This is a genomic window from Klebsiella pasteurii (assembly GCF_018139045.1).
In the GTDB taxonomy this organism is placed as follows: Bacteria; Pseudomonadota; Gammaproteobacteria; order Enterobacterales; family Enterobacteriaceae; genus Klebsiella; species Klebsiella grimontii.
This window is the reverse complement of record NZ_CP073236.1, coordinates 2,615,711-2,641,338: the sequence shown is the minus strand read 5'-3', so window position 1 is coordinate 2,641,338 and position 25,628 is coordinate 2,615,711. Positions and strand designations below refer to the sequence as shown.

The 25,628-nt window shown below is 55.6% G+C and carries 24 protein-coding genes; 17 read left to right on the top strand and 7 right to left on the bottom strand.

The window, feature by feature from the left end; translation table 11 throughout:
* Window positions 1–47: 47 nt before the first annotated feature.
* The 11 genes from KCG39_RS12300 (at window position 48) to KCG39_RS12250 (ending at window position 10,227) form a co-directional block, all read left to right on the top strand.
* Window positions 48–824 (top strand): SDR family NAD(P)-dependent oxidoreductase, encoded by a 777-nt coding sequence (locus KCG39_RS12300; protein WP_004123898.1) that lies wholly within the window; start codon window positions 48–50, stop codon window positions 822–824.
* A gap of 63 nt (window positions 825–887) precedes the next feature.
* Window positions 888–2,081, top strand: a complete 1,194-nt coding sequence (locus KCG39_RS12295) for an MFS transporter (protein WP_087828903.1) — start codon at window positions 888–890, stop codon at window positions 2,079–2,081.
* A gap of 387 nt (window positions 2,082–2,468) precedes the next feature.
* Complete coding sequence (locus KCG39_RS12290) at window positions 2,469–3,863, top strand: cytochrome-c peroxidase (protein WP_087828904.1); 1,395 nt, start codon at window positions 2,469–2,471, stop codon at window positions 3,861–3,863.
* A gap of 10 nt (window positions 3,864–3,873) precedes the next feature.
* Window positions 3,874–4,515: a cytochrome c biogenesis heme-transporting ATPase CcmA gene (gene ccmA / locus KCG39_RS12285; protein ID WP_032741933.1), complete on the top strand. Its 642-nt coding sequence runs from the start codon at window positions 3,874–3,876 to the stop codon at window positions 4,513–4,515.
* Window positions 4,515–5,171 (top strand): heme exporter protein CcmB, encoded by a 657-nt coding sequence (gene ccmB, locus KCG39_RS12280; protein ID WP_087828905.1) that lies wholly within the window; start codon window positions 4,515–4,517, stop codon window positions 5,169–5,171. Before ccmA ends, ccmB begins: the two co-directional genes overlap by 1 nt.
* 99 nt (window positions 5,172–5,270) lie before the next feature.
* A complete protein-coding gene (locus KCG39_RS12275) occupies window positions 5,271–6,008 on the top strand; it encodes a heme ABC transporter permease (RefSeq protein ID WP_087828906.1) in 738 nt (245 codons plus the stop codon).
* Entirely contained in the window at window positions 6,005–6,208 is a 204-nt protein-coding gene (gene ccmD, locus KCG39_RS12270) for a heme exporter protein CcmD (RefSeq protein ID WP_004123891.1), read from the top strand. Before KCG39_RS12275 ends, ccmD begins: the two co-directional genes overlap by 4 nt.
* Window positions 6,205–6,684, top strand: a complete 480-nt coding sequence (ccmE, locus tag KCG39_RS12265) for a cytochrome c maturation protein CcmE (RefSeq protein WP_004123890.1) — start codon at window positions 6,205–6,207, stop codon at window positions 6,682–6,684. Before ccmD ends, ccmE begins: the two co-directional genes overlap by 4 nt.
* Window positions 6,681–8,618, top strand: a complete 1,938-nt coding sequence (locus KCG39_RS12260) for a heme lyase CcmF/NrfE family subunit (RefSeq protein ID WP_112167334.1) — start codon at window positions 6,681–6,683, stop codon at window positions 8,616–8,618. The genes ccmE and KCG39_RS12260 overlap by 4 nt, the downstream gene beginning before the upstream one ends.
* A complete protein-coding gene (locus KCG39_RS12255; RefSeq protein ID WP_004123886.1) occupies window positions 8,615–9,172 on the top strand; it encodes a DsbE family thiol:disulfide interchange protein in 558 nt (185 codons plus the stop codon). Before KCG39_RS12260 ends, KCG39_RS12255 begins: the two co-directional genes overlap by 4 nt.
* Entirely contained in the window at window positions 9,169–10,227 is a 1,059-nt protein-coding gene (locus tag KCG39_RS12250; RefSeq protein ID WP_142468444.1) for a cytochrome c-type biogenesis protein CcmH, read from the top strand. The genes KCG39_RS12255 and KCG39_RS12250 overlap by 4 nt, the downstream gene beginning before the upstream one ends.
* Here KCG39_RS12250 and KCG39_RS12245 read toward each other — a convergent pair.
* From KCG39_RS12245 to speB, 7 genes are read right to left on the bottom strand one after another with little or no spacing between them, the layout of a single operon-like run.
* Window positions 10,224–11,156: a 2-hydroxyacid dehydrogenase gene (locus tag KCG39_RS12245; RefSeq protein WP_142468443.1), complete on the bottom strand. Its 933-nt coding sequence runs from the start codon at window positions 11,154–11,156 to the stop codon at window positions 10,224–10,226. The genes KCG39_RS12250 and KCG39_RS12245 overlap by 4 nt on opposite strands.
* A 5-nt stretch (window positions 11,157–11,161) precedes the next feature.
* Window positions 11,162–11,890, bottom strand: a complete 729-nt coding sequence (locus KCG39_RS12240; protein ID WP_112167331.1) for a class II aldolase/adducin family protein — start codon at window positions 11,888–11,890, stop codon at window positions 11,162–11,164.
* Entirely contained in the window at window positions 11,891–13,411 is a 1,521-nt protein-coding gene (locus KCG39_RS12235; RefSeq protein WP_142468442.1) for an amino acid ABC transporter permease/ATP-binding protein, read from the bottom strand.
* A gap of 24 nt (window positions 13,412–13,435) precedes the next feature.
* A complete protein-coding gene (locus KCG39_RS12230; RefSeq protein ID WP_004123877.1) occupies window positions 13,436–14,239 on the bottom strand; it encodes an ABC transporter substrate-binding protein in 804 nt (267 codons plus the stop codon).
* Window positions 14,240–14,248: 9 nt separating this feature from the next.
* Window positions 14,249–15,325 (bottom strand): isopenicillin N synthase family dioxygenase, encoded by a 1,077-nt coding sequence (locus KCG39_RS12225; RefSeq protein WP_004123875.1) that lies wholly within the window; start codon window positions 15,323–15,325, stop codon window positions 14,249–14,251.
* A 12-nt stretch (window positions 15,326–15,337) separates the two neighbouring features.
* Window positions 15,338–16,186, bottom strand: coding sequence for a sugar phosphate isomerase/epimerase family protein (locus KCG39_RS12220; protein WP_142468441.1), 849 nt, complete (start codon window positions 16,184–16,186; stop codon window positions 15,338–15,340).
* Window positions 16,187–16,196: 10 nt separating this feature from the next.
* Window positions 16,197–17,147 (bottom strand): agmatinase, encoded by a 951-nt coding sequence (speB, locus tag KCG39_RS12215; protein ID WP_211811617.1) that lies wholly within the window; start codon window positions 17,145–17,147, stop codon window positions 16,197–16,199.
* Window positions 17,148–17,262: 115 nt separating this feature from the next.
* Between speB and KCG39_RS12210 the strand changes: the two genes are divergently transcribed.
* The 6 genes from KCG39_RS12210 (at window position 17,263) to KCG39_RS12185 (ending at window position 25,621) form a co-directional block, all read left to right on the top strand.
* Entirely contained in the window at window positions 17,263–18,174 is a 912-nt protein-coding gene (locus tag KCG39_RS12210) for a LysR family transcriptional regulator (protein WP_032742189.1), read from the top strand.
* Between the two features lie 296 nt (window positions 18,175–18,470).
* A complete protein-coding gene (locus KCG39_RS12205) occupies window positions 18,471–18,875 on the top strand; it encodes a hypothetical protein (protein ID WP_004123864.1) in 405 nt (134 codons plus the stop codon).
* Window positions 18,872–20,776, top strand: coding sequence for an FKBP-type peptidyl-prolyl cis-trans isomerase N-terminal domain-containing protein (locus tag KCG39_RS12200; protein ID WP_211811616.1), 1,905 nt, complete (start codon window positions 18,872–18,874; stop codon window positions 20,774–20,776). Before KCG39_RS12205 ends, KCG39_RS12200 begins: the two co-directional genes overlap by 4 nt.
* 285 nt (window positions 20,777–21,061) lie before the next feature.
* Window positions 21,062–21,970: a dihydrodipicolinate synthase family protein gene (locus tag KCG39_RS12195; protein WP_142468439.1), complete on the top strand. Its 909-nt coding sequence runs from the start codon at window positions 21,062–21,064 to the stop codon at window positions 21,968–21,970.
* Window positions 21,971–21,985: 15 nt separating this feature from the next.
* Window positions 21,986–23,953, top strand: a complete 1,968-nt coding sequence (locus KCG39_RS12190; protein ID WP_004123858.1) for a YjhG/YagF family D-xylonate dehydratase — start codon at window positions 21,986–21,988, stop codon at window positions 23,951–23,953.
* A gap of 288 nt (window positions 23,954–24,241) precedes the next feature.
* Window positions 24,242–25,621 carry an MFS transporter gene (locus KCG39_RS12185; RefSeq protein ID WP_004123857.1) on the top strand — a complete coding sequence of 460 codons (1,380 nt, stop codon included), beginning with the start codon at window positions 24,242–24,244 and terminating at the stop codon, window positions 25,619–25,621.
* Window positions 25,622–25,628: the final 7 nt, after the last annotated feature.

Genomic DNA, 25,628 nt, shown 5'->3' with positions numbered 1-25,628 from the left:
AGGGCAGGCATGCTGAGGCCATACAAGCAACCGTGAAGAGGTGAATGATGAATACGACGTTTATGGGAAAAAAACTGCTCGTGATTGGCGGGACCAGCGGTATGGGGCTGGCGACGGCCAAACGGGTGGTGGAGAATGGCGGCAGCGTGGTGTTGGTGGGCAATCGTCGGGAAAAGGCCGAACAGGCGCGTCAGGCGCTGGCGACATACGGTAAGGTGGATATTCTCGTGGCCGACCTGATGAGCGAGGCCGGTATGCAGCAGGTCATGGCGAACATCAATGCAGAGCATCAGGATATCAGCCTGCTGGTCAACGCTGCCGGCGTCTTCTTCCCGAAGCCGTTTATCGAACATGAAATGGCCGATTACGATCGGTATATGAATCTCAACCGCGCGACGTTTTTTATCACCCGTGAGGTGGTGCGCAATATGCTGGTCAACGGCATCAAAGGCTCGATTGTGAATATCGGGTCGATGTGGGCGCAGCAGGCCATCGGCGCGACGCCGTCCTCGGCATACTCCATGGCGAAGGCGGGGCTGCATGCGCTGACGAAAAACCTGGCGATTGAGCTGGGCGGTAGCGGTATTCGGGTCAATGCGGTATCTCCGGCGGTGGTGCATACGCCAATCTATGAAAACTTTATTCCTGAAGAGGATGTGAAGGCTGTGATGAATAGCTTTGACGGCTTCCATCCCGTTGGCCGCGTCGGCACGCCTGATGATATCGCGCAGACCGTCACTTTTCTCCTCAGCGAGAGCACCCGCTGGGTGACCGGTGCGGTTTGGGATATTGATGGCGGCGTGATGGCTGGTCGGAATGTCTGATTACGTTCATTATGTCAGTCAGGGTATTGGCATAACGAAAACGAATTCAGGATAAAAGAGTCCATGAGCGCTGAGATAACGCTGCCCGTCGGGCAGCAAAACCAGAATATTATTCGCCTGGCGACGGCACAGGCGCTGGCGGGAGCAAACTCGGTGGTGTTTTACGCCACAGGGGCGATTGTTGGCAACGCCATCGCGCCCGTACCGACGCTGGCAACGCTGCCTGTCACCATTTTTGTGCTGGGTATGGCGGCCTGCATACTGCCGTTTGGCGAACTGGCCAGACGGCGCGGACGCAAGACGGTCTTTATGACCGGCACCGGGGCCGGTGTGTTGACGGGAATGCTGGCGGCGCTGGCGGTGGTGCTCGGTTCGTTCTGGCTATTCTGTATCGCGGCCTTTTTCGGCGGCGCCTATGCGGCGGTGGCGGTTTCTTTCCGCTTTGCCGCCACTGATGGCGTCAGCGGCGAGCGGCGCGCCCGGGCGCTCTCCCTGGTTATGGGGGGCGGCGTGGCGGCGGGGGTTATCGGCCCGATGCTGGTGACCGGCACCATGAATCTGTGGCCACCACACACCTTCGCAATGACCTTTATCGCTCAGGGACTGGTGGCGGCGCTATCGGCGCTGGTTTTACTGGGGGTAAAAACCGCCGCGCCGGTGGCGCAGACCCAATCTGGCGGGCGTCCGCTGGGCGAAATCGTACGCCAGCCGGGGTTTTCCCGGACGGTATTCAGCGGCGCAATCTCCTATATGGTGATGAATTTTTTGATGACCGCCGCGCCGCTTTCCATGCACATGCACGGTATCTCGCAGCAGGCATCGAATCTGGGCATTCAGTGGCACGTGATCGCCATGTATGGCCCAGGATTTTTTACCGGCAAGTTGATTAATCGCTTCGGCGCCCGGCGTATTAACGCTGCAGGGTTGATTCTACTGGTGCTGTCGGTGATGGTTGGCCTCGCCGGTATCGACATTATGCACTACTGGCTGTCGCTTATTCTGCTCGGCATTGGCTGGAACTTCGGCTTTACCGGCGCGTCGGCGCAGATTATGGATTTCCACCGCCCGGAAGAGAAAACCCAGGTGCAATCGCTGAACGATTTTATTGTCTTCGGGGTCATGATGATTGGCTCGTTTTCCTCCGGCGCATTGATGAATCTCTTCGGCTGGAATGCCGTGCTGTGGGGGTCACTGGTGCCGGTTGTGGTTGCGCTGATCGCATTATTGTTCGGCAGGCGTCCAACATTAAGAGGATAAGCCGCTTCGCTTTTTAAACGCGAGCGGAAGTATTTTTCCGCTCTTTATTTTTGTCACGACAGCATTTTTCAAATGTGAATTGATTGCATGAAATAGAATTCATATCTCATTTTTTCAGGTGATGGATCTCGTTAATGCGATCCCTCACATCCGCTTATGAACCTTTATAAGATAAAAGGAAATATGTGTGGGTGAGTTTTTATCCCCGGAGTGAGGTGCGGGATAATATTTAGATGATAGGGCTGGCTTATTATATCTATAGGTCCTGCCTGTCGTGGGTTTTGACGTTAATCAATATACGCAGTGCTTTCACCGCTATTATGTTACGTGAAATTATAAGTATAAGACGTCATTATCTCAGCTGCAATGCCTCAAAGGAATGATCTTATGAAGAAAATTGCGACCATTACGGCCTCTGTCATTACCGCAGGCTTGTTATGTTATTTAGGGTTGTCAGGCTATATCTGGTATTACGACAATCAGCGTATTAAAAAAAACGAGCAGCAACTCTCGGCGGTTGACGAAAATAATAAAGTTCTCTCTTTTTTTAGTGAAAAAGGTTGCGACTACTGCCATACGCCAGCGGCGGCGTTGCCCTTTTACGCCTCTTTTCCCGTAGCCAAACAGTTGATGGATTATGATGTGCGGCTGGGATACAAATCCTTTAGCCTGCAATCCGTGCGTACCTCCCTGATTGACGATAAACCCGTTTCACAAAGTGAATTAAACAAGATTGAGTGGGTTATGCAGCATCAAACGATGCCGCCCACGCGTTACGTCGCGCTGCACTGGGCCGGCAGTGTGAGCGACAGCGAACGTATTGAGATACTCAACTGGATAAAGCACCAGCGGGAGCGCTACTACGCCAGCGCGGATACCGCCGCGGAGCATCGTAATGAACCTCTCCAGCCGATCCCAAAAAAACTGCCCGTCGATGAGCAGAAGGTTGCGCTGGGTTTTCGTCTTTATCATGACGCGCGAATATCGGGCGACAGCACAATATCTTGCGCACACTGTCACGCCTTAAACGCGGGCGGGGTAGATGGCAGAAAAACGTCCATTGGCGTAGGGGGGGCTATTGGGCCAATTAATGCGCCAACGGTATTTAACGCTGTCTTTAATATTGATCAATTCTGGGACGGTCGGGCGTCAACGCTGCAGGAACAGGCCGGTGGCCCGCCGTTAAACCCCATTGAGATGGCATCAAAATCCTGGGGAGATATTATTAATAAACTGGATAAAGATCCTGTATTGAAAAAGGATTTTTTAGCCGTTTACCCGCAAGGTTTTAGCGGTGAACGCATTACTGATGCTATCGCTGAATTTGAAAAAACATTAATTACCCCCGATGCGCCATTTGATAATTGGCTGCGCGGTGATGAAGGCGCTCTGACCGCCCAACAAAAACATGGCTATCAGCTATTTAAGGATAATAAATGTGCCACCTGTCACGGCGGTATTATTCTCGGCGGCCGCTCTTTTGAACCTCTGGGGCTGAAGCGTGATTTTGATTTTGGCGAAATAACGGCTGCTGATATTGGCCGAATGAATGTGACTAAACAAGTTCGTGATAAATTACGCCAAAAAGTGCCGGGTCTGCGTAATGTGGCTCTCACCGCCCCCTATTTCCATCGCGGCGATGTTCCGACGCTTGATGGCGCGGTAAAACTTATGCTGCGCTATCAGGTCGGTACTGAATTAGCACAAAAAGATATCGATGATATTGTCGCTTTTCTGCATAGCCTGACCGGTGTCTATACGCCATATCAGCCTGGGCAATAACGGTATGACGATGAGCGAACGTTCCCGGAGTTGGCTGAGGGCCATTAAACTGTACCGCGAATGCGATGGTCGGACGCTGATGAAGGATTTTTCATTCAGCGTTTCGCCGGGCGATTGGGTGCAGATCGCCGGAGGCAACGGTGCGGGGAAAACGACCCTCCTGCGCCTGCTCGCCGGACTGGCTCGCGCGGATGCCGGTGAAATCTACTGGCAAGGCCAACCCCTGCATCGCGTACGCGACGGCTACCAGCAAAACCTGCTGTGGATTGGCCATAAGCCGGGAATCAAAGCCCGTCTGACTGCCCTGGAAAATCTACGCTTTCTTTATCAACACGACGATATCGCTCAATGCCGGGAGGCCCTGGAACAGGCGGGGCTTGCCGGCTACGACGATACTCCCGTTAACCAGCTCTCCGCCGGTCAGCAGCAGCGCGTGGCGCTGTCGCGTCTCTGGCTGACCCGCGCCCGGCTGTGGATCCTCGACGAACCTTTTACAGCTGTCGACACGGCAGGCGTCGAGCGCCTGATTCAGCGCATGGCGCAGCACACGGAACAAGGCGGCATCGTTATCTTCACCACCCATCAACCCATTACCGCGGCGTCCGGCAGGATACGGCGCATTGCGCTGAGCGGCGAGGGGACGGAACGGTGATGTGGCGGATTTTTTGTCTTGAACTGCGGGTCGCGTTTCGCCATCGCGCGGAAATCGCCAATCCGCTGTGGTTTTTTCTGATGGTCATCACCCTGTTCCCGCTGGCTATTGGTCCGGATCCGCAGCTTCTGGCGCGGCTGACGCCCGGCATTATTTGGGTCGCTGCGCTGCTCTCCTCGCTGCTGGCGCTGGAGCGCTTGTTTCGCGACGACTTTCAGGACGGCAGCCTCGAACAGCTGATGCTGCTGCCTTTGCCGTTGCCGGCAGTGGTGCTGGCTAAGGTGATGGCTCACTGGACGGTGACCGGTCTGCCCCTGCTGATCCTGTCGCCGCTGGCGGCGCTGCTGCTGGGCATGGACGTCTATGGCTGGAAAATTATGGCGCTGACCCTGCTGTTAGGGACGCCAACGCTGGGATTCCTCGGCGCGCCGGGCGTGGGGCTCACCGTCGGGCTTAAGCGCGGCGGCGTGCTGTTAAGCGTACTGGTTCTGCCGCTGACGATTCCGTTACTCATTTTTGCCGCCGCCGCGATGGATGCGGCGGCTATGCATCTGCCCGTTGAGGGGTATATGGCGATTCTGGGCGCGCTGCTGGCGGGCAGCGCAACGTTAAGCCCTTTTGCGACGGCGGCGGCGCTTCGCGTCAGCATGCAGTAGCGCCTGTCTCCCTGATGGCGCTTATCAGGTTTGCGACGGCGGGTGGTTTTCAGGCCCGCGCTTATCAATAGATTCATCTTTATTTCTGGTGACTGAAATATGAGGAAAACAGGGATTCGACTAACGCATCCGCCGCGGCTTTATCAGCTCTGCGGCAGGGTTGCGCCGTGGCTGGGCTGCGTCAGCGCGCTGGTGCTACTCGCGGGCTGGGTCTGGGGATTTGGCTTTGCGCCCGCGGATTATCAGCAGGGCGACAGCTATCGCATTATCTATCTGCACGTGCCGGCGGCCATGTGGTCTATGGGCATTTATGCCCTGATGGCGGTGGCGGCATTTATTGGCGTGGTCTGGCAGATGAAGATGGCGAATCTGGCGCTGGCGGCAATGGCGCCCGTGGGGGCGGTATTTACTTTTGTGGCGCTGGTGACCGGAGCCGCGTGGGGGAAACCTATGTGGGGCACCTGGTGGGTTTGGGATGCCAGATTAACCTCTGAGCTGGTGCTGCTATTTCTTTACGTCGGCGCGATTGCGCTGTGGCACGCTTTTGACGACCGCCGTCTGGCCGGTCGCGCGGCGGGTATTGTGGTGCTTATTGGCGTGGTGAATTTACCGATCGTTCACTACTCGGTGGAGTGGTGGAACACCCTGCATCAGGGTTCGACGAATATGCAGCAAAGCATCGACCCGGCGATGCGCACGCCGCTGCGGCTGGCGATTATCGGCTACCTGCTACTGTTTATCACGCTGGCGCTAATGCGCATGCGGAATCTCATTTTGCTCATGGAAAAACGTCGTCCGTGGGTAAGCGAGCTGATTTTAAAAAGGGGCCGTCGATGAACTGCGCATTTGCAAACTGGAGCGATTTCCTGGCCATGGGCGGCTATGCCTTTTACGTCTGGCTGGCGGCGGCATTGACCGTTATCCCGCTAATGGCGCTGGTCGCGCACAGCGTTATACAGCATCGGATCATCCTGCGCGGCATCGTACAGCAGCGCGCTCGTGAAGCCCGGATGCGCGCGGCGCAGGAGGCAAGATGAATCTTCGCCGCAAAAATCGGCTGTGGGTCGCCCTCACGATCCTCGCCGGGCTCACGTTGACCACCGCGCTGGTGCTTTACGCGCTGCGCTCGAGTATCGACCTGTTCTATACGCCCGGCGAAATCCTCTATGGCAAGCGCGAAACGCAGCAACGGCCCGAGCCCGGTCAGCGTCTGCGCGTCGGCGGGATGGTCATGCCCGGCAGCGTGAAGCGGGATCCGAACTCGCTGCGGGTGAGCTTTAGCATCTATGACGCCGAAGGTTCGGTGGATGTCAGCTACGACGGCATTCTGCCGGACCTGTTTCGTGAAGGGCAGGGCGTGGTGGTGCAGGGCGAGCTTGATGAACAACGCCGGGTACAGGCGAAAGAGGTGCTCGCCAAACACGATGAGAGCTATACCCCGCCGGAAGTGGAAAAAGCGATGGAGAGAAACCATCGCCGGCCGGATAGCGCCTACAGGGATGCCTCCTCATGATGCCTGAAGTCGGCAACGGGCTGCTGTGTCTGGCGCTTGGCGTTGCGCTACTACTTTCCGTCTATCCGCTGTGGGGCGCGGCGCGGGGCGATAGGCGAATGATGGCCTCTTCCCGGATATTTGCCGGGCTGCTGTTTATCCTCGTAATGGGCGCCTTTATGGTGCTGATTAACGCCTTGATTACGAACGACTTTACGCTGAACTATGTGGTCAACAACGCCAATACTCAGCTGCCGGTCTGGTACCGCGTGGCCGCGGCCTGGGGCGCTCATGAAGGTTCGCTGCTGCTGTGGGTGCTGATGATGAGCGGCTGGACGCTGGCGGTAGCGCTGCTCAGCAGGCGGATGCCGCTCGATATCGTTGCCCGAGTGCTGGCGGTGATGGGAATGATAAGCGTCGGCTTTCTGCTGTTTATTCTGTTCACCTCCAACCCGTTTGCCCGTACGCTGCCGGAATTCGCCATTGAAGGGCGCGACCTGAATCCGCTGTTGCAGGACCCCGGGCTTATCTTCCATCCACCGCTGCTGTATATGGGCTATGTTGGATTTTCGGTCGCCTTTTCCCTGGCGATAGCCTCGCTGTTGAGCGGACGGTTGGATAGCGCCTTCGCGCGCTTTTCACGCCCGTGGACGCTGGCAGCGTGGGTCTTCCTGACGCTCGGTATTGTGCTGGGCTCCGCATGGGCGTACTACGAGCTGGGCTGGGGCGGCTGGTGGTTCTGGGATCCGGTGGAAAACGCGTCACTGATGCCATGGCTGGCCGGCACCGCGCTGCTGCATTCGCTGGCGGTTACTGAACAGCGCGCCAGCTTCAAGGCGTGGACGCTTCTGCTCGCCATCTGCGCATTTTCACTCTGTCTGCTGGGGACCTTTCTGGTGCGTTCCGGCGTGCTGGTCTCGGTTCATGCTTTTACCTCCGATCCGGCGCGCGGCATGTTTATTCTTGCCTTTATGGTGCTGGTGGTTGGCGGCGCTTTGCTGCTGTTCGCCGCGCGTGGCTATAAGGTGCGCTCGCGGGTAAATAATGCGCTCTGGTCGCGCGAGTCACTGCTGCTTGGCAACAACGTTCTGCTGATTACCGCGATGCTCGCGGTGCTGCTGGGTACGCTGCTGCCGCTGGCGCATAAACAGCTGGGCCTCGGCAGCATTTCGATTGGCGCGCCGTTCTTTAACACGATGTTCAGCGGGCTGACGGCGCCGTTTGCGCTGCTGCTGGGCATCGGCCCGCTGGTGCGATGGGGGCGAGATCGCCCGCGCAGGCTCAGGCGGCTGCTGGTTATCGCCAGCGCAAGCACGTTGGCGCTGGCGCTTCTGTTGCCATGGTGGTTTGGCGATAAGATTGTCGCCATGACGGTGGTCGGGCTGGCGATGGCCTGTTGGGTCTTTACGCTGGCGATGGCGGAGATCGCCTGGCGGGTTTCACGCGGCGCCAGAAAGACACTCAGCTACTGGGGAATGGTCGCAGGCCACCTCGGGCTGGCGGTCGCCATTGTGGGCATCGCTTTTAGCCAAAATTACAGCGTGGAGCGCGATGTGCGTATGCGCACGGGCGACAGCGTCGACATCCATGAATACCGCTTTTCCTTCCAGGAGGTCAAAGAGATTCTCGGCCCAAACTATCGTGCTGCCGTCGCGGTCATTGGCGTCACGCGAAATGGCGAACCGCAGGCGATACTGAATGCGGAAAAACGGTTTTACGCCAGCAGCAACGCCATGATGACCGAAGCGGCGGTTGACGGCGGATTTACCCGCGATCTCTATGCCGCGCTGGGTGAGGATCTGGGCAACGGCGCCTGGGCCGTGCGCCTCTATTATAAACCGTTCGTGCGCTGGATTTGGGCGGGAGGAGTGCTGATGGCGTTGGGCGGAGTATTGTGCCTGAGCGATCCACGCTACCGCCGGCGTCGTGGACACCCTACCGCGGAGGTCGGATGAAGCGCGGTATGATGGTGATCCCGCTGGTCATTTTTATGGCCATTATGCTGCTGCTGGTATGGCAGCTGGCGCGTAATGCGCAAGGGGACGATCCCGCCAGCCTGGAGTCGACGCTGATTGGCCAGCCGGTGCCGCTTTTTCGCCTTGAGGCGTTGGAGGATAGCAAGCAGCATTTTCAGGCGGATGTGCTGAGTCAGGGCGAACCGCTGCTGCTTAACGTCTGGGCAACCTGGTGCCCGACGTGTCGCGCAGAGCATCGGTATTTAAATCAGCTTTCCGCGCAGGGGATCCGCGTGGTTGGTCTGAACTACAAAGACGATCGGCTGAAAGCGATAGACTGGCTGAAAACGCTGGGCAATCCCTATGCGCTGAGCCTGTTTGACGGTGACGGAATGCTTGGCCTGGATCTCGGAGTCTACGGCGCGCCGGAGACGTTTTTGATCGATGGGCAGGGGATTATTCGCTACCGCCACGCGGGCGATCTTAACGATCGGGTGTGGGAACGTGAATTCAGGCCGCTGTGGGAGAAGTACAGTAGGGAGGCCGCGCCATGAGATTTCTACTGAGTGCGCTGATGCTGCTGCTTTGCGCGCACGCGCTGGCCGCTATTGATGTCATGCCGTTTAAAGATGAGGAGCAGGAACAGCGGTTTCGCCTGCTTACGGAGCAGCTTCGCTGCCCGAAATGCCAGAACAATAGCATTGCTGATTCCAGTTCCGCGATCGCGGCAGATCTGCGGCAGAAAGTTTTTGCGCTCATGCAGGAAGGGAAAAGTAACGATGATATCGTGGACTACATGGTGGCGCGCTACGGCAACTTCGTCACCTACGATCCGCCATTAACCCCGCTGACTATTCTGCTGTGGGTACTGCCGGCCACCGCGATCGCCATCGGCGGTTGGGCGATAGTGGCCCGTTCGCGCCGCCGCGTCAGGATCGGACTGGAGGCGTTTTCTGCCGGCCGGGCGCCTGAGAGCAAACCCACCGGGCCGTGGGTTTATATACCCGGCGCGGTCATTGCGCTGGCGGTAGGCGCGGCCAGCTATTGCCATACCGGCCACTATCAGCAGGTGAGAATCTGGCAGCAGGCGGTGGCCCAGACGCCGGCCCTGCTGGCGCGGGTACAGGAACCAAAGGCGTTGCCGCTTGATGAAGACGATTTGCGGCGTCTGGCCCTCGGGTTACGCACCAGACTGTGGCAAAACCCGGACGCCAACGTTGAGGAGTGGCTTATGCTCGGGCGGATTGGCAGGATCCTGGACAACGCCGGTATGGTGACTCAGGCTTATGCTCGCGCTTACGCGCTGGCGCCAGAGAACGATCGGGCGGCATTTAGCTATGCGGAGGCGCTGCTGCGGGTATCGGACCCACGGGGTGACGCGCTGGTGCGTCAGCTGATGGCGCACCAGCGCGTTAACGCCCGCCTGCTTAATCTGTATGCGCTTAGTGCGTTAGAACAGGCGCATTTTAGCGAGGCGCTGACGGCGTGGAAGACGCTGCTGAACCTATTACCGCCTGACGATGCGCGTCGAGCGGTCATTGAGCGTCACATTAACCAGACGGAGCAACGGTTAACCCATGGCGATCCCGCCGCCGAAGCGCCGGGTTAATAACCGCTCTGTTTATTCACCAGGTGTTTCAGCGGCAGCGCCTGCCGCTGCCGCTGGATGTTATCCAGCAGCTGGCGGGCAATCACCTCCGTCTGCGCGATGGAGGCCATATGCGGAGTGATAACCACCTGCGGATGCTGCCACAGCGGGTCTTCCTGGGGCAGCGGTTCGACGGGGAAGACGTCCAGCAGCGCGCCGGAGAGCTTGCCGCTATCCAGCGCCTCGAGCACGTCCAGATTCACCATATGCTCGCCGCGTCCGCAGTTAATTAGCGCTGCACCGTCAGGTAGTTGCTCCAGTAAAGGGTGGGCAAGGATGCCTCGCGTCTGATCCGTTAACGGCAGGACGTTGATCAGCGCATCCAGTTGGCCAAGAAATTCGCCAGCCTGAGCATCTCCGTGATAACAACGCACGCCAGCAAGGGATTTTTCACTGCGCGCCCAGCCGGAAACCTTATATCCCAATCCGGCAAGCTGCGCGGCGATATAGCCGCCAATTTCGCCGAGGCCCATGACCCCAACGTGATAATCGGCTGCCGCTCGCTGCGGATACATTTTCCAGACGCGCTCGCGCTGGTGAGCCAGCGCCCGGTCAAAGCGCCGCTGAAACCACAGCACGCCCCACAGCGCGTATTCAAACATACCGTGACGAAAATCTTCATCCACCACCCGACAGAGCGGAACATCGCTGGCGAAAACGCTGGCGGGCAAATGGTCGACGCCGGCAGACGCGGCCTGGATCAGCTTCAGTTGAGGCGAGCGCACCAGCAGTTGCGGGTCGGGAAACCAGCAGCAGGCATATTGCGCCTCGCGGGCGGCGGGGTCCTCTGGCAGAACCGCTTTCACTTCCGGGAATAGCGCGAACGCGGCGCAAATCTCCCGGGTATACTGAGGATCGTTACAATCCACGACGAGGGTGAACTGAGTCATAGGCATTAGCTCTTATAAGAAGTATCAAGACGGTCGAGGCGGCGCAGCCACGCCTGCCACACCAGCTGGCGTTCATGTTCAACCCCCATCAACTGCTCGCAGGCGTGCCGGCTCAGCGGCTCGGGTATCGTCTGGATGGGGCCGAGCGGCGCCAGCTGCGCGGCGGCCATCTGAATCTCGCAGGCGCGGTTCAGGTAGTACATGATGTAAAACGCATCGGCGACGGTGCGGCCGACCGACAGCAGCCCGTGGCTTTGCAGGATCATGGCGATGTTCTCGCCGAGCGAGCGCTGGATCCGCACGCGTTCATCGAGATCGAACGCCACGCCTTCATAAGGATGGTAGCCGACGCGTTGATAAAATTCGGTGCTGATTTGGTTAAGCTGCAGCAGCCCGTCTGCGCAGGCGGCAACTGCCATCCCCGGCAGCGTATGGGTGTGGATCACGCAGTGGGCGTCTTCGCGGGCCATATGGACCGCGCTATGAATCGTAAAGCCCGCCGAGTTCGCCGGAGCGCTGCCTTCGACGACCTTCCCCTGCATATCGACCACGATTAAGTTGCTGGCGGTGACTTCGTCAAACATCATGCCGAAGGGGTTAATCAAAAACCGCGGCTCGCCGTCGCCGGGCAGGCGTACGGAGAAGTGGGTATACAGCGTGTCTTCCCAGCCGAAGAGCGCCGCCAGACGATAGGCGGCGGCCAGCTGCTGGCGTAGTTCCCGTTCAGTTGCCATTTATTGTACTCCCATAAATTCACGAATGCGGGTCAGGGACGGATCGGCGACATCGCCGCGAATGCGTTGCGGCGGCATATCGCTCTGCACGACGCCGTTTTCCATCATCACCACCCGGTCAGAAATTGATAAGGCGAAGTCCATCTCGTGGGTCACGATAATCATCGTCATGCCTTCGCGGGCGAGGGACTGAATGACCTTCAGCACTTCGCCAACCAGTTCGGGGTCCAGCGCCGACGTGGGTTCATCAAACAGCATGATGTCCGGTTTCAGCGCCAGGGCGCGGGCGATGGCTACGCGCTGCTGCTGGCCACCGGAGAGCTGGTATGGGTACTTTTCGGCGTGCGCCAGCAGACCGACGCGATCCAGCAGCCACAGCGCTTGCTCCCTGGCGGCGACGCGATCAAGCAGCTTGTGATAGAGCGGGGCGAGCATCACGTTATCCAGCACCGTACGGTGGGGAAATAGGTTGAAGCCCTGGAACACCATGCCGATACGGCGTACGCCGGCGCGCATTTGCTGTTTATCGACAATGGATGCGCCTTTCAGATAATCCTCGCCGTAAAGAATGATCTCGCCGCCGTCGATGCTCTCAAGGGCGTTAATCGTACGGATCAGGGTAGTCTTGCCGGAGCCGGACGGGCCGATGATGCTGATTACCTCGCCGTTTTCCACTTTGAGGTCGATGCCTTTCAGCACGTGGTGCTGGCCCCAGGATTTTTCGATGGCGTGCAGATCCAGCGCCGGTGGGTTGCCGCTGGCGGCCTGCGCTTTTTGCGTCTGTACCGGCGGCTTCAGGTTCTGGCGCAGGGTTGCGCATTCACTCTCATTGAGCGTTTGCGGACGCTTACGCTGAATATCCAGCAGGTTTTCCAGCCCCCTGAACAGCCAGGTAAACACCGTCACTACCATGACGTAATAGACGGCGACCGCCAGCAGCGTCTCCATGACGAGGAAATTCTGCGCATACAGGCGCTGGCCGGTCAGCAGCAGTTCCGGCAGCGAAATAACCGACAGAATTGAGCTGAGTTTGATGATGGTGATGTATTCGTTAATCAGGGTAGGCAGGGAAATACGAAACGCCTGCGGGATAATAATTAAGCGCTGAACGCCGATAAAACTAAAACTTAAGGCATGGCCAGCTTCGCTTTGCCCTTTGGCGACAGAAAGCAGTCCGCCGCGATGGATTTCCGCCATATAGGCCGCTTCGGTCACCGTCATCGATACCAGCCCGGCAATAAACGGAATGCCGAGCAGCGGTTGGGTGGCCGGAAACAGCTGCGGTAGGTTATAGACAAAGACCAGCAGGACCATCAGCGGCACGCTGCGGAAAAACCAAATATAGAGTTCGACGGGAACCTTCAGCCAGCGCGGGCCGGAGAGCTTGGCGCAGGCTAAAAGAAAACCTAATATCAGGCCAATAAACCAGGACAATGAACTGACGACAACGACGGTGACACATGCCTGCCAGAATGCCCCAACGCTAAATAATGAGAAAAAGTATCCCCAATCGAACTCCATACCGACTCCCGTTTCATTATTGTATTAATTGATGCTTTCTAAGTTGTATTTCTTGATGATGGCGTCATATTTGCCGTTGGCTTTAAGGGTGGCTAACGTTGATTTAATGGCCTCGGCCAGCTCGGTGTTGCCTTTGGCGACGTAGATTCCCAGAGGCAGCGGATAGACCAGGCGGCTCGAGCTAATGGCCAGGCGGCCGCGGCTTTTCTCGACGATAATTTGCGCCGCCGGGGCGATTTCTAACTGGGCGTTGATATTTTTCGACAGCAGGGCCTGGGACGCTTCCGGCGCGGTCGGGAATTCCTGAATACTAATGGCCGGTTTGCCGTTTTTCAGACAGTACTCGTCGGAGTGCGTTTTCAGGCTCGAAACCCAGGCGGTGCCCGCCTGCAGACCTACCTTCACGCCGCACAGTTCGTCTTCCGTTTTTGGCTGAATAGCGCTGCTTTTCAGCGCAATGATTGACGCGCCGGACAGGGCATAAGGGATAGCGTCCGCCTGCTTCTGACGCTCGGGCGTCACGTACATACCGGAGATCACCGCATCGTATTTTTTACCGATGCCTAAGATCAGACTGGTGAATTTCGTGTCGATAAGCTGTGGTTTGGCCTTCAGATGTTCGGCGATCAGCGCCGCGAACTCCGGGTCGATACCGACAATATTGTTATTGCTGTCGTAGGACTCAAAGGGCGGATAGGTCACCTCCATCCCCACTTTAAAGACGCCCTCGGTCAGCAGCTCCGCGGCCTGAGCCAGCGGTGAAAAACAAGCGGTGACGGCGATGGATAAAGCCACACGGCGCGAGAGTTTTTTTAGCGTTTTGTTCATCATTTATCCTCACGGGTTATTTACGGTTTTTTGCTGTGCTTGTTTTTTCAGATGGCCAAAGGTGTTAGTGCCGCGGGCGCGTTCGGGGAGCTGGAGCTCGCCTCGGGTGACTTTCTCGCGCAGGTAGCGATAGGTCTGTAACGCCTGGCTCCACATATGCTCACCAATGCTCAGTTCTTGATACTCGCTGGCTTCGCCTGCCTCAAGGAAGCCCGGCAGCGGGCGAATCAGCGTGTGGTAGTCGCAGGCGAAAAACAGCGGGAAGGAGTAGCGTTCCTGCGGCACCTTGCGTACGCGGTGTGCAGTTGCAACAAATGTGCCAGCGCTCAGGACTTCGAGCATGTCGCCGATATTAATCACGAAAGCCTCTTCTCCGGTCGCGTTCTTCAGCGGCGGGGCGTCGATCCAGTCGCTATCCTCATTCAGCACTTCAAGACCCGGCTGGTCGGCGAGCAGCAGGGTGAAGCACTCATAGTCGGTATGTGCACCAATACCGGGAACGTCTTCGGCGCTGGCGTCAAAGGGGTAGTGGATCAGGCGCAGCTTCGATGGTGGGCAGGTGACCATCGACTTGAAATAGCCTTCCGGCAGGCCAAGGGCGAGAGCGAAGGCATCAAACAGGCGATGTCCAAGGGCGAAAACCGCCTCATAGTAGGCCAGCACCCGGGATTTAAACGCCGGCACGTCCGGCCACTCGTTGGCGCCAATCAGCGGCGTTTTCGCCATGACGTACGGGTGGTCGTCAGCGGCCTGAAAGCCGATATCGAACGCTTCTTTGTGATCCGGCTTGCCGGAACCGTAAATCTCTTCGCCTTCCGGAACGTAGCCTTTATGGCTTTTCGACTGCCCGATGTAGTACGCCATCTTGCGTTCCATCGGCAGGGCGAAAATCTCTTTGGCCGCCGCGCGGACCCCAGCAATCAGTTCAGGCGCGATGCCGTGGCCGGTAATGTAGAAAAAGCCGACTTCGCGGGCCGCCTGGCCGATAGCGTCGGCCACCGCCTGGCGTCGGGCGAGATCGTCGCAGTTCAGGTCGCTGATATCGATGGTCGGTAATTCAGTAAAAGAACTTTTTGCAGCGGTCATTTCTCCAGTTCCTTATTCAGTTAGCGAGGTGAATTCAACAAAATGCCGCTGTTCACGCTGGGCCATCCAGGCATTCAGCGACCACAGGTCGGCGACCGGAACGTTGGTAAACGGCAGGTGATGCAGGTAGCCATCGGGGCCAAACTCCGGCGTAAGCGTGGTTTGCTGGTAGCCGCGCCGGCGCTGCGATTGCCAGATCTGTTCCCAGAAGCGCTGTTGAAACTGCAGGGCCGACTGATATTCCGGCGCGGCGGGGTGCGGCACCTGCGGTCCCTGGTCGTAGCCGACGCGGGCCTGAATATGGTGAACCCGTTCGATAAAGGCGCTGAAGTCATCGCAGGGGTCATCCAGCAGGCGTTCGCTTACCACGATCCAGTGGCTGATATCGGCGGTAAATCGTAGCTGCGGCAGCTGTTGAACGATCTCCAGCGTTAGCCACGGGCTATACAGCGACGTGGCGCGATGGGTTTCAAAGCTGCAGAACAGCTCATATTCGGCGGCGAGCTCATGCGCCCTGCCGAGAAAATCCACCTGCTGCGCCAGCGGCCAGCGGTCGTTACCGGCCAGCAGGTTGACGAAGCGCGGATTAAGCGCTTTTGCCGCCGCAAAACGTTCTTTTAAGCGCTCCAGGTGCTGCGCGGGCGTTTCGCTCTGGGCCGGAATGACGCCGCCGCCGCTGAAGACAATGGCGATATACTCCAGCGCGGACGCTTCGATGCGTTGGGCCAGCGCCCGCTGCTCTTCCACCGTCAGCGGAACCCGCGCTTCAATGCCGCAGCAGCCGACGTTTTTGAGTTCGTTGACCGTTTGCTCCCACGGGGTGGTGACGCCCCACAGCGTACGAAAGACATTAAGCTGCATGGTTTTTCCTCTATGGGTATTTCACGCCGGGGAGAACGCAGAGCATTTCATACAGCAGGTTGGCGGCCAGCTGGGATGTGTTGCCGCTGACATCGTAGGGAGGCGAGACCTCGACCAGGTCGCAACCTATGAGGTTCAGGCCGCGGCAGCCGCGCACGATTTCCAGCGCCTGAATCGACGTCAGGCCGCCGACTTCCGGAGTGCCGGTACCGGGTGCCCAGATGGGGTCGAGGCTATCGATATCAAAGCTGAGATAAACCGGGCCATCTCCCATCTGCTGGCGAACCTCGGCCATCAGTGGGGCCAGGGATTTGTGCCAGCACTGCTCCGCCTGGACCAGACGAAAGCCGCGATCGACGCCCCACTGGAAGTCGCCGGCGTCGTAGCCCTGCGCGCGTTGGCCTATCTGGACGACGCGTTTGAGATCCAGCAGCCCCTCTTCGACGGCGCGGCGGAAGGTGGTGCCGTGGGCGATCTTTTCGCCGAACATCTCATCGTTGGTATCGGTGTGGGCATCGACGTGAATCAGCCCAACCGGACCGTGCTTTTTGGTCAGCGCGCGCAGTATGGGCAGGGTAATGGTGTGATCGCCCCCGAGAGTCAGGGGGATAAGCGGAAAACTATTTAAACCGGTGTAGTAATCTTCGATAATTTGCACCGATTTGAGCAGATTGTAGGTGTTAATCGGTACGTCGCCGATATCCGCTACCGACAGGGAATCAAAAGGCGCGGCGCCGGTGGCCATGTTGTACGGACGAATCATCACCGATTCGGTGCGAATGTAGCGCGGGCCGTAGCGCGTTCCGGAACGCTGTGAGGTTCCGATATCCAGCGGGATGCCGACAAATGCTGCATCAAGTCCCTGTAAATTATCAATAAATGGCAGGCGCATCATTGTGGCGCGGCCACCAAAACGCGGCATCTCGTTGCCACCCTGCGGTTGATGAAAGACGTTATCCATTTCAGCTCCTGAATCTGACCAACAAAACTCAACAACTGGGATAGTGCGAAAGATGTGCTGGACTTTAAATCGTCTGCCGCAAATACTTAGTTCATTTATTCGTGAACTAAACGCCATGCTTAACGACGCGACGCTCAACATTCGACAGCTCCAGGTTTTTGAGGCGGTGGCCCGTCTTGAGAGCTATGGCCGGGCCCAGCAGGAGCTGGGGATTTCCGTTTCCGCAATCAGCAATGCGATGTCGCAACTGGAAGGCCAGCTTGGCTTTAGCCTGTGCCAGCGAGGGCGCGGCGGTTTTGCGCTGACCGAAAAAGGGCAGCATTTTTTACAGCAGGCGATCCGCGTGCTGAGTGAACTGAACGAGCTGGAGCGTCAGTCGGCGCTGCTGAAAGGCGAGCATAGCGGTACGATTTGTATCTCAACGCTCGATTCCATCGAAACGGAAACCGCGCTGTCGCTGCCGGTGGTGCTGCGCAGCTTTAGCGATAAGTTTCCCAATGTGCATATCAAGCTGATTATTCGTACCCCGGCGGAACAGCTAAACGGCGTACTGAATAACCATATCGATCTCGCTATCGGCAGCTATAACTCGCGGGTGCACAACATCATCAGTGAACCACTCTATCGCGAGCAGCACTGGCTCTACTGTAGCGACCTGCATCCTATGTTCTTTAGCCGGCACCTTGATAAGGATCTGATCAGCCAGTGTCCGCTGGTGACGCGCAGCTACTGGAATACCAGCGATCTGCGGCGGCGTGGCTTCAGCAAAGGCAGCGCGACCGTTGAAACCGTCGATGCGCAGCTGCTGCTGATCCTGTCCGGGAAATATATCGGCTACCTTCCCGAGCACTACGCCTGGCCGTGGATTAAGGAGAATCGCCTGCGCGTGCTGTTACCCAATGAGTTTGGCTTTCAATCTCCTTTCTCAGCGATATGCAAACGCGGGCGCAGCAATGAACCTTACCTGAAGGAGTTTCGCAATCTTCTGAAGAAGAATACGGTGGCCAGACCGAAGTGGAGTGAGTGATCTTTTGGTCTGGATTTAGAAAAAACTTATGCCTGATTTGATTTGGCAAACGCCCGTTGAATATCAGGCATATAAACTGCAGTTTGCTATTAAAAATATGAATTTGAGTAAAATCTCAGATAAAAATATCGCTTTGCACCAGGATAATTCCCATCTATTAATTGGTTAAAAAATAGCCTTTTTGTGTGTTTTTTCTGAATTAATGGCAAATCTAACGCCTGGCGTTGTTTGTTAAAATTTTTTCTGCTGGAATCGACAAATATATTTTTTGAACTTTTTTTCTAATGGATGGGAAAATGATAAGAAATAGCTTATTAGCATTGGTGTGTATTTCTGTAGGTTTATTACAGGGGTGTACTAATGTTAAAAAACCACAGAGCGCACTAATAAAAAAAGATGTGATTCAAAATGAACAGCCAGCTCAGATTCCTGCCCTACAACAGTGTATCCAGGATGCTGACGCTTTGGTTAAGCTCGATAAAAAGTTTCAGCAGGATTCAAACGAGCTGTATGGTTTAATCAACGACGCTAAGTTTTATGCTTCTGTTTCAAGCCAAACGTCGGCCAGCGTAAAGTCAACGATTACTCCACTTTTTGAATACAAGATAAATGATAAGTGTAATAGTATTTCGCAGAAATTAATTAAAGAGTTCGAAAGCCGGGCAAGAAAAGCCGAGCTTAAGGATGGGCTGGCCAGATGATGTACCATAAGGGGAAATTGAATATATATAATCTTCGCGGTTTTGCGATTTTATTGTCTCTCTTTACCCTTATTGTGATGTTTCCCGCTCGTGCTGAGAGGGGAGACTTCCTTGATAATATATCGAAACTCGAAATAAAAAATCCGCCGGCCTCAGACGCCGCCAGTGGAGATTCGGCGTCGGCTAATCAACATAACGATAGCCGTGATAAAAAAGCACCGCAGAAGCAGGACGTCGTCAGAAAGAAAGTGAATCAGACGAAAACTGAAAGTACGCTTAACGCTTTGCGGAAACAGAATGCGGAACTGACCGCTGCGGCCAAAGCGGCAGAGAAAAAGCTCGATGAAACGACGCGCCAGCTGTCGGCGCAGATTGCCGCGCTGAAAGCACAGCGTGGGCAGCAAGAGAGCGGCGATCCTGCCGCCGTTAGCGCGCTAATGAAGAAGAACGCCGAGCTGACCGCCGCCGCTGATACGGCGCAAAAAAAGCTGGATGACACGACCCGCGACCTGTCGGCGCAGATTAGCGCATTGAAGGCTCAGAATGCGCAGCGCGAAAGCGGGCAGAAAACCGCGCTGGATGCGCTAACGAAAAAGAACGCCGAGCTGACCGCCGCCGCCGATACGGCGCAAAAAAAGCTGGATGACACGACCCGCGACCTGTCGGCGCAGATTAGCGCATTGAAGGCTCAGAATGCGCAGCGCGAAAGCGGGCAGAAAACCGCGCTGGATGCGCTAACGAAAAAGAACGCCGAGCTGACCGCCGCCGCCGATACGGCGCAAAAAAAGCTGGATGACACGACCCGCGACCTGTCGGCGCAGATTAGCGCATTGAAGGCTCAGAATGCGCAGCGCGAAAGCGGGCAGAAAACCGCGCTTGATGCGCTAACGAAAAAGAATGCCGAGCTGACCGCCGCCGCCGATACGGCGCAAAAAAAACTGGATGACACGACCCGCACGAAGTCGGTGCAAATCGCCGCGCTGCAAACCCAGAAGGAGCAGGGAGAGAGCCAGCAAAAAACCACCATCGATACGCTGACAGGAAAGAATCTGGAACTTCGCGCAGCAGCAGCAGCGACGCAGAAAAAGCTGGATGAGACCACCCGCGTGCTGTCGGCGAAGATCGCCGCGCTGAAAAATGAGAATACGCAGGGCGAAAGCCAGCAGAAAACCGCTCTCGACGCGCTGTCGAAAAAGAACGCTGAGCTCATCGCGGCGGCTGAAACGGCGCAGAAAAAATATGATGCTTCAGTCGCTGCTTTGAATGATAAAAATAAAGAATTACAGTCTACGCTCGATAGCCTGGCCATCAAGCAAAGCGATGTAAACCTGGCGGATAAAAGCAACAAAAATGCCTATGCGCTCGGCGTGTTCTACCTGACTCAGGCGCTATCCGATGTAAATAAAATGGCCGACAATAATGTCAAGCTAGCGCCTTCAGCGTTGGTTTCCGGGTTTAACGACGCTTATAATAAAAAACTTAAAATTAAAGAAAATGAAATAGAAAGTATCGTCAATATGCTTAACGAAAAACTATCGTCTAAGTACGTTGATATTGAAAAAAGAATCATGGCTAAAATCAAAAACAAGAAATATGAGGTTTTGCCTAATGGCGTCTATTTTGTGATTGATAAAAAAGGGAAGGCTCCGTACAAGCAGAATGAGACTTTATCCTTGAATATTCTGGAGAAAAAGCTTGATGGTACGCCGATACTTAATACGATGAATTCAACGATGGTGTACGATAAACAAACCGATCCTCTGATGGCGAAGGTATTATCATCGGGTTTTAAAGGCGGAACGGTTACGCTCTATGGTCAGGCCGGTTCGCTCTATAGCAGCACCCCCGATGAGATTAACCCGGACACGCTGATCTCAATTACCTTCGAATTACTTCCATAGCCGAACCAAACGGGCGCTGCGTAAGAAAGCCGCGACGCCCTACCAGGGCTATACCTCCATACAATCGCGGTACTTTGGTCAATACCTTATCGTCCAGCTGGCGCGGGTGGCAAAGACAATACAAACCACTCGATGGTTTTCACTCTTTCTGTGATCCAGATAATAAAAACCAGACTCTTGCGCGTAACCACGTTTACCTTTCCCTTCAAGGCGTCATAGTATAAACGTTAAATTAATGAACGCTGTTCTATAATGTAGAACAAGCATAAACTAAGGGGAAAGGATATGCAGCATAGTGCCCATTTCGCGGGGATTATCCCTCCTGTCTCAACTATTTTTACGCCTGAAGGCGATTTTGATCGACAAGGCACCGGGGCGCTAATTGACAACCTGATCGCTGCGGGCGTTGATGGACTGTTTTTTCTCGGCAGCGGCGGGGAGTTTTCTCAGCTCAACGTAGAGGAACGAAAAAACATTGCCGCTTTCGCCATCGCGCATGTGAATGGGCGTGTTCCGGTGCTGATTGGTACCGGCGGAACGAATGCTCGCGAGACGATCGCGCTCAGCCAGCATGCGCAGCAAAACGGTGCGGATGGGATTGTCGTTATCAATCCCTACTACTGGAAAGTCTCTGAAGCGAACCTAATCCACTATTTTCAGCAGGTGGCTGATAGCGTCACGTTACCGGTGATTTTGTATAACTTCCCGGCCCTGACCGGCCAGGATCTGACGCCGCCGTTGGTGAAAAAACTGGCGGATTCACGTGCGAATATCGTCGGTATCAAAGACACCATCGACTCTATCGCCCATTTGCGCAGTATGATTAGCCTCGTGAAGGCAGAGCATCCGCGCTTCTCCGTATTTAGCGGATATGATGACCATCTCTTCAATACCCTGCTGTTGGGCGGCGATGGCGCTATTTCTGCGAGCGGCAACTTTGCGCCTCAGCTTTCAGTTGGTTTGTTGCAGGCTTTTCGCGACGGGGATCTGGCGCAGGCGTCAAAACTGAACCAGACCTTACTGCAAATTCCGCAGATATATCAGCTTGATACACCATTTGTGAATGTTATCAAAGAGGCTATGGCGCTTTGCGGTCAGCCGATTTCAACCTATGTTCTCCCACCCGCTGCACCGCTTAATACAGAGAAAAAAGCGCAGTTAGCCACTCTGCTTCAACGACTTCAACTCTGCTAGCACGCAAGGATAACTATGGCTATTGATAACATCTTCACGCCGCAAAATGAGCGTTTTTACGCCGTTACCACCCATGCTGCTGGCCCTCAGGGGGCGCTGCCTTTAACGCCGCAAATGCTGATGGAGTCGCCAAGCGGTAATCTGTTCGGTATGACGCAGAACGCGGGTATGGGTTGGGATGCGAACAAACTGACGGGTAAAGAAGTCTTGATTATCGGGACTCAAGGTGGGATCCGTGCCGGGGACGGGCGGCCAGTCGCACTGGGGTACCATACCGGGCACTGGGAGATTGGTCTGCAAATGCAGGCGGCGGCGAAGGAAATTACGCGCAATGACGGTATCCCATTTGCGGCTTATGTCAGCGATCCATGCGACGGTCGTTCACAGGGGACGCACGGTATGTTTGATTCTTTACCCTATCGTAATGATGCGGCTATGGTTTTTCGCCGCCTGATTCGCTCTTTACCGACGCGTCGTGCGGTCATTGGCGTGGCCACCTGCGACAAGGGGTTACCAGCGACCATGATCGCTCTGGCGTCAATGCATGACCTGCCAACGATTCTGGTACCCGGAGGCGCAACTCTGCCGCCGACCGTTGGCGAAGATGCCGGGAAAGTACAGACTATCGGCGCGCGTTACGCCAATCATGAATTGTCGTTGCAGGAAGCGTCTGAACTGGGCTGCCGTGCCTGCGCTTCGCCGGGAGGTGGGTGCCAGTTTCTGGGAACAGCCGGAACGTCGCAGGTGGTGGCGGAAGCGCTGGGACTGGCTCTGCCGCATTCGGCCCTGGCGCCATCCGGGCAAGATGTCTGGCTGGAGATCGCCCGTCAGTCGGCGAGAGCCGTGATCGATCTTGATCATAGGGGGATTACCACCCGCGAAATTTTGACCGATAAGGCGATTGAAAATGCGATGGTTATTCATGCTGCGTTTGGCGGCTCAACGAACCTGTTGCTGCATATACCGGCGATCGCCTATGCGGCAGGATGCACGATTCCTGATGTTGAACACTGGACGCGCATTAACCGCAAGGTGCCGCGTCTGGTAAGCGTACTGCCAAATGGTCCCGATTATCACCCGACGGTGCGCGCTTTCCTTGCTGGCGGCGTACCTGAAGTGATGCTGCATTTACGCCAACTTGGTCTGCTGCATGAAGACGCTATGACGGTGACGGGCCAGACGGTTGGTGAAAACCTGGACTGGTGGCAATCTTCGGAACGGCGAGAGAAGTTCCGTCAGTGTTTGCGGGATCGGGATGGTGTAGATCCGGATGATGTTATTCTTCCTCCTGCGCTGGCGAAGTCCCGTGGATTAACATCAACGGTGTGTTTCCCGGTCGGAAATATTGCTCCTGAAGGCTCGGTAATTAAGGCAACGGCTATTGACGCGTCGGTTGTAGATAGCGATGGCATTTATCGCCATACGGGGAGAGCGCGGGTATTTGTCTCAGAAGCGCGGGCCATCGGCGCTATCAAGAAGGGGGAGATTGAGCAGGGCGATATTATGGTGGTGATTGGCGGAGGTCCTTCGGGCACCGGCATGGAAGAAACCTATCAACTGACCTCGGCGTTAAAGCATATTTCCTGGGGAAAAACAGTTTCGCTAATTACTGATGCACGCTTTTCCGGCGTCTCAACCGGAGCTTGTTTTGGTCATGTTGCACCGGAAGCGCTAGCTGGAGGGCCTATTGGTAAATTACGTGATAACGATATTATTGAAATTATCGTCGATCGTAATGAATTAACCGGAAGCGTTAATTTTATAGGCACGACCGATCGGCCGCTGACGCCCGAGGAGGGGGCGTATGAACTGGCGATGCGCTCCGCGCATCCTGAACTGCGTGCCCATGCGTTTTTACCTGATGATACCCGCCTGTGGGCGGCGTTACAGTCTGTTAGCGGTGGAACCTGGCGAGGTTGTATTTACGATACCGATAAAATTATCGACGTCATTAACGCCGGTAAAAAAGCGCTCGGACTGTAGCTGAATCATAATTATCCGTCTGCGGGATTTATTTCGCGGACGGATTTTCCTTACCCGTTATTTATTATTATTTTCACTTATTCCTATAAAGATGCTCATCACAAAAGCAAAATATCATAATTCATAAATAAGATATGACCATTGCCTCTAAAATATACTCATCAGTAATATCTATATATATCAATTGTTATATTGGCACACGATATAAGGGTGTATTCCTGATGCGCTAGCGCTCATCCAGGTCCCTCGTTTGCTTTGTATCATCTACTGGCGTTGGGGGATTCAAGAATGCAATTAACGATGAAGGATAAAATCGGCTACGGGTTGGGTGATACCGCCTGTGGCTTTGTCTGGCAGGCGACGATGTTCCTGCTGGCCTATTTCTATACCGACGTATTTGGTTTGTCAGCAGGTATTATGGGAACGCTGTTTCTGGTCTCCCGGGTGCTTGATGCGGTAACCGACCCGCTAATGGGCCTGCTGGTGGATCGTACCCGCACCCGCTATGGTCAGTTCCGCCCGTTCCTGCTCTGGGGAGCTATCCCGTTCGGTATTGTCTGTATGTTAACGTTCTATACGCCTGATTTTTCGGCAAATGGCAAAATTATATACGCCTGCGTAACCTACATCCTGCTCACTCTGGTCTATACCTTCGTTAACGTACCTTACTGCGCAATGCCTGGGGTGATTACCGCCGATCCGAAAGAGCGCCATGCTCTACAATCCTGGCGTTTTTTCCTCGCGGCGGCGGGATCGCTGGCGATAAGCGGTATTGCTTTACCGTTGGTGGGCATTATTGGCCAGGGGAATGAGCAGACAGGCTATTTTGGCGCCATGTGTGTACTGGGCCTGAGCGGAGTGGTGCTGTTGTTTGTGTGTTTCTGCACCACAAAGGAGCGCTATACCTTTGCGGTCCAGCCGGGGGCTTCGGTGGCGAAGGATCTGAAGCTGCTGCTGGGTAACGGGCAGTGGCGAATCATGTGCGCATTTAAAATGATGGCAACCTGCTCAAATGTAGTACGCGGCGGAGCAACGCTGTACTTCGTGAAGTACGTGATGGATCACCCGGAGCTGGCGACGCAGTTTTTACTCTACGGTAGCCTTGCAACCATGTTTGGCTCGCTATGCTCTTCACGTCTTTTAGGCCGTTTCGATCGTGTTAAGTCGTTCAAATGGATCATCGTGGCTTATTCGCTGATCAGCCTGCTGATTTTTGTGACACCAGCCCAGCATATTGCACTTATTTTTGCTCTCAACATCCTGTTCTTATTCGTGTTCAACACCACCACGCCGCTGCAATGGCTGATGGCTTCTGATGTTGTCGATTATGAAGAGAGCCGCAGTGGGCGTCGTCTGGACGGACTGGTGTTCTCAACCTATCTCTTCAGCCTGAAAATTGGTCTGGCTATCGGCGGAGCGGTCGTTGGCTGGATCCTGGCGTTCGTTAACTATTCCGCCAGTAACAGCGTGCAGCCGGATGAGGTACTGAGCACGATAAAAATTCTTTTCTGCGTTGTGCCTGTGGTTCTCTACGTTGGCATGTTCATCATGTTGTCGCTCTACAAGCTGTCCGATGCGCGAGTGGAGGCGATAAGCCAGCAGCTTATTAAACGCCGGGCCACGCAGAGTGAGGAACTCCCTGCCGCCGCCACAGCTATATCCCATTAACAGGAGG

Coding starts and splice junctions, on each gene's coding strand:
- KCG39_RS12300 (WP_004123898.1), top strand. CDS start 48: ATGAATACGACGTTTATGGGAAAAAAACTGCTCGTGATTGGCGGGACC.
- KCG39_RS12295 (WP_087828903.1), top strand. CDS start 888: ATGAGCGCTGAGATAACGCTGCCCGTCGGGCAGCAAAACCAGAATATT.
- KCG39_RS12290 (WP_087828904.1), top strand. CDS start 2,469: ATGAAGAAAATTGCGACCATTACGGCCTCTGTCATTACCGCAGGCTTG.
- ccmA (WP_032741933.1), top strand. CDS start 3,874: ATGAGCGAACGTTCCCGGAGTTGGCTGAGGGCCATTAAACTGTACCGC.
- ccmB (WP_087828905.1), top strand. CDS start 4,515: ATGTGGCGGATTTTTTGTCTTGAACTGCGGGTCGCGTTTCGCCATCGC.
- KCG39_RS12275 (WP_087828906.1), top strand. CDS start 5,271: ATGAGGAAAACAGGGATTCGACTAACGCATCCGCCGCGGCTTTATCAG.
- ccmD (WP_004123891.1), top strand. CDS start 6,005: ATGAACTGCGCATTTGCAAACTGGAGCGATTTCCTGGCCATGGGCGGC.
- ccmE (WP_004123890.1), top strand. CDS start 6,205: ATGAATCTTCGCCGCAAAAATCGGCTGTGGGTCGCCCTCACGATCCTC.
- KCG39_RS12260 (WP_112167334.1), top strand. CDS start 6,681: ATGATGCCTGAAGTCGGCAACGGGCTGCTGTGTCTGGCGCTTGGCGTT.
- KCG39_RS12255 (WP_004123886.1), top strand. CDS start 8,615: ATGAAGCGCGGTATGATGGTGATCCCGCTGGTCATTTTTATGGCCATT.
- KCG39_RS12250 (WP_142468444.1), top strand. CDS start 9,169: ATGAGATTTCTACTGAGTGCGCTGATGCTGCTGCTTTGCGCGCACGCG.
- KCG39_RS12245 (WP_142468443.1), bottom strand. CDS start 11,156: ATGACTCAGTTCACCCTCGTCGTGGATTGTAACGATCCTCAGTATACC.
- KCG39_RS12240 (WP_112167331.1), bottom strand. CDS start 11,890: ATGGCAACTGAACGGGAACTACGCCAGCAGCTGGCCGCCGCCTATCGT.
- KCG39_RS12235 (WP_142468442.1), bottom strand. CDS start 13,411: ATGGAGTTCGATTGGGGATACTTTTTCTCATTATTTAGCGTTGGGGCA.
- KCG39_RS12230 (WP_004123877.1), bottom strand. CDS start 14,239: ATGAACAAAACGCTAAAAAAACTCTCGCGCCGTGTGGCTTTATCCATC.
- KCG39_RS12225 (WP_004123875.1), bottom strand. CDS start 15,325: ATGACCGCTGCAAAAAGTTCTTTTACTGAATTACCGACCATCGATATC.
- KCG39_RS12220 (WP_142468441.1), bottom strand. CDS start 16,186: ATGCAGCTTAATGTCTTTCGTACGCTGTGGGGCGTCACCACCCCGTGG.
- speB (WP_211811617.1), bottom strand. CDS start 17,147: ATGGATAACGTCTTTCATCAACCGCAGGGTGGCAACGAGATGCCGCGT.
- KCG39_RS12210 (WP_032742189.1), top strand. CDS start 17,263: ATGCTTAACGACGCGACGCTCAACATTCGACAGCTCCAGGTTTTTGAG.
- KCG39_RS12205 (WP_004123864.1), top strand. CDS start 18,471: ATGATAAGAAATAGCTTATTAGCATTGGTGTGTATTTCTGTAGGTTTA.
- KCG39_RS12200 (WP_211811616.1), top strand. CDS start 18,872: ATGATGTACCATAAGGGGAAATTGAATATATATAATCTTCGCGGTTTT.
- KCG39_RS12195 (WP_142468439.1), top strand. CDS start 21,062: ATGCAGCATAGTGCCCATTTCGCGGGGATTATCCCTCCTGTCTCAACT.
- KCG39_RS12190 (WP_004123858.1), top strand. CDS start 21,986: ATGGCTATTGATAACATCTTCACGCCGCAAAATGAGCGTTTTTACGCC.
- KCG39_RS12185 (WP_004123857.1), top strand. CDS start 24,242: ATGCAATTAACGATGAAGGATAAAATCGGCTACGGGTTGGGTGATACC.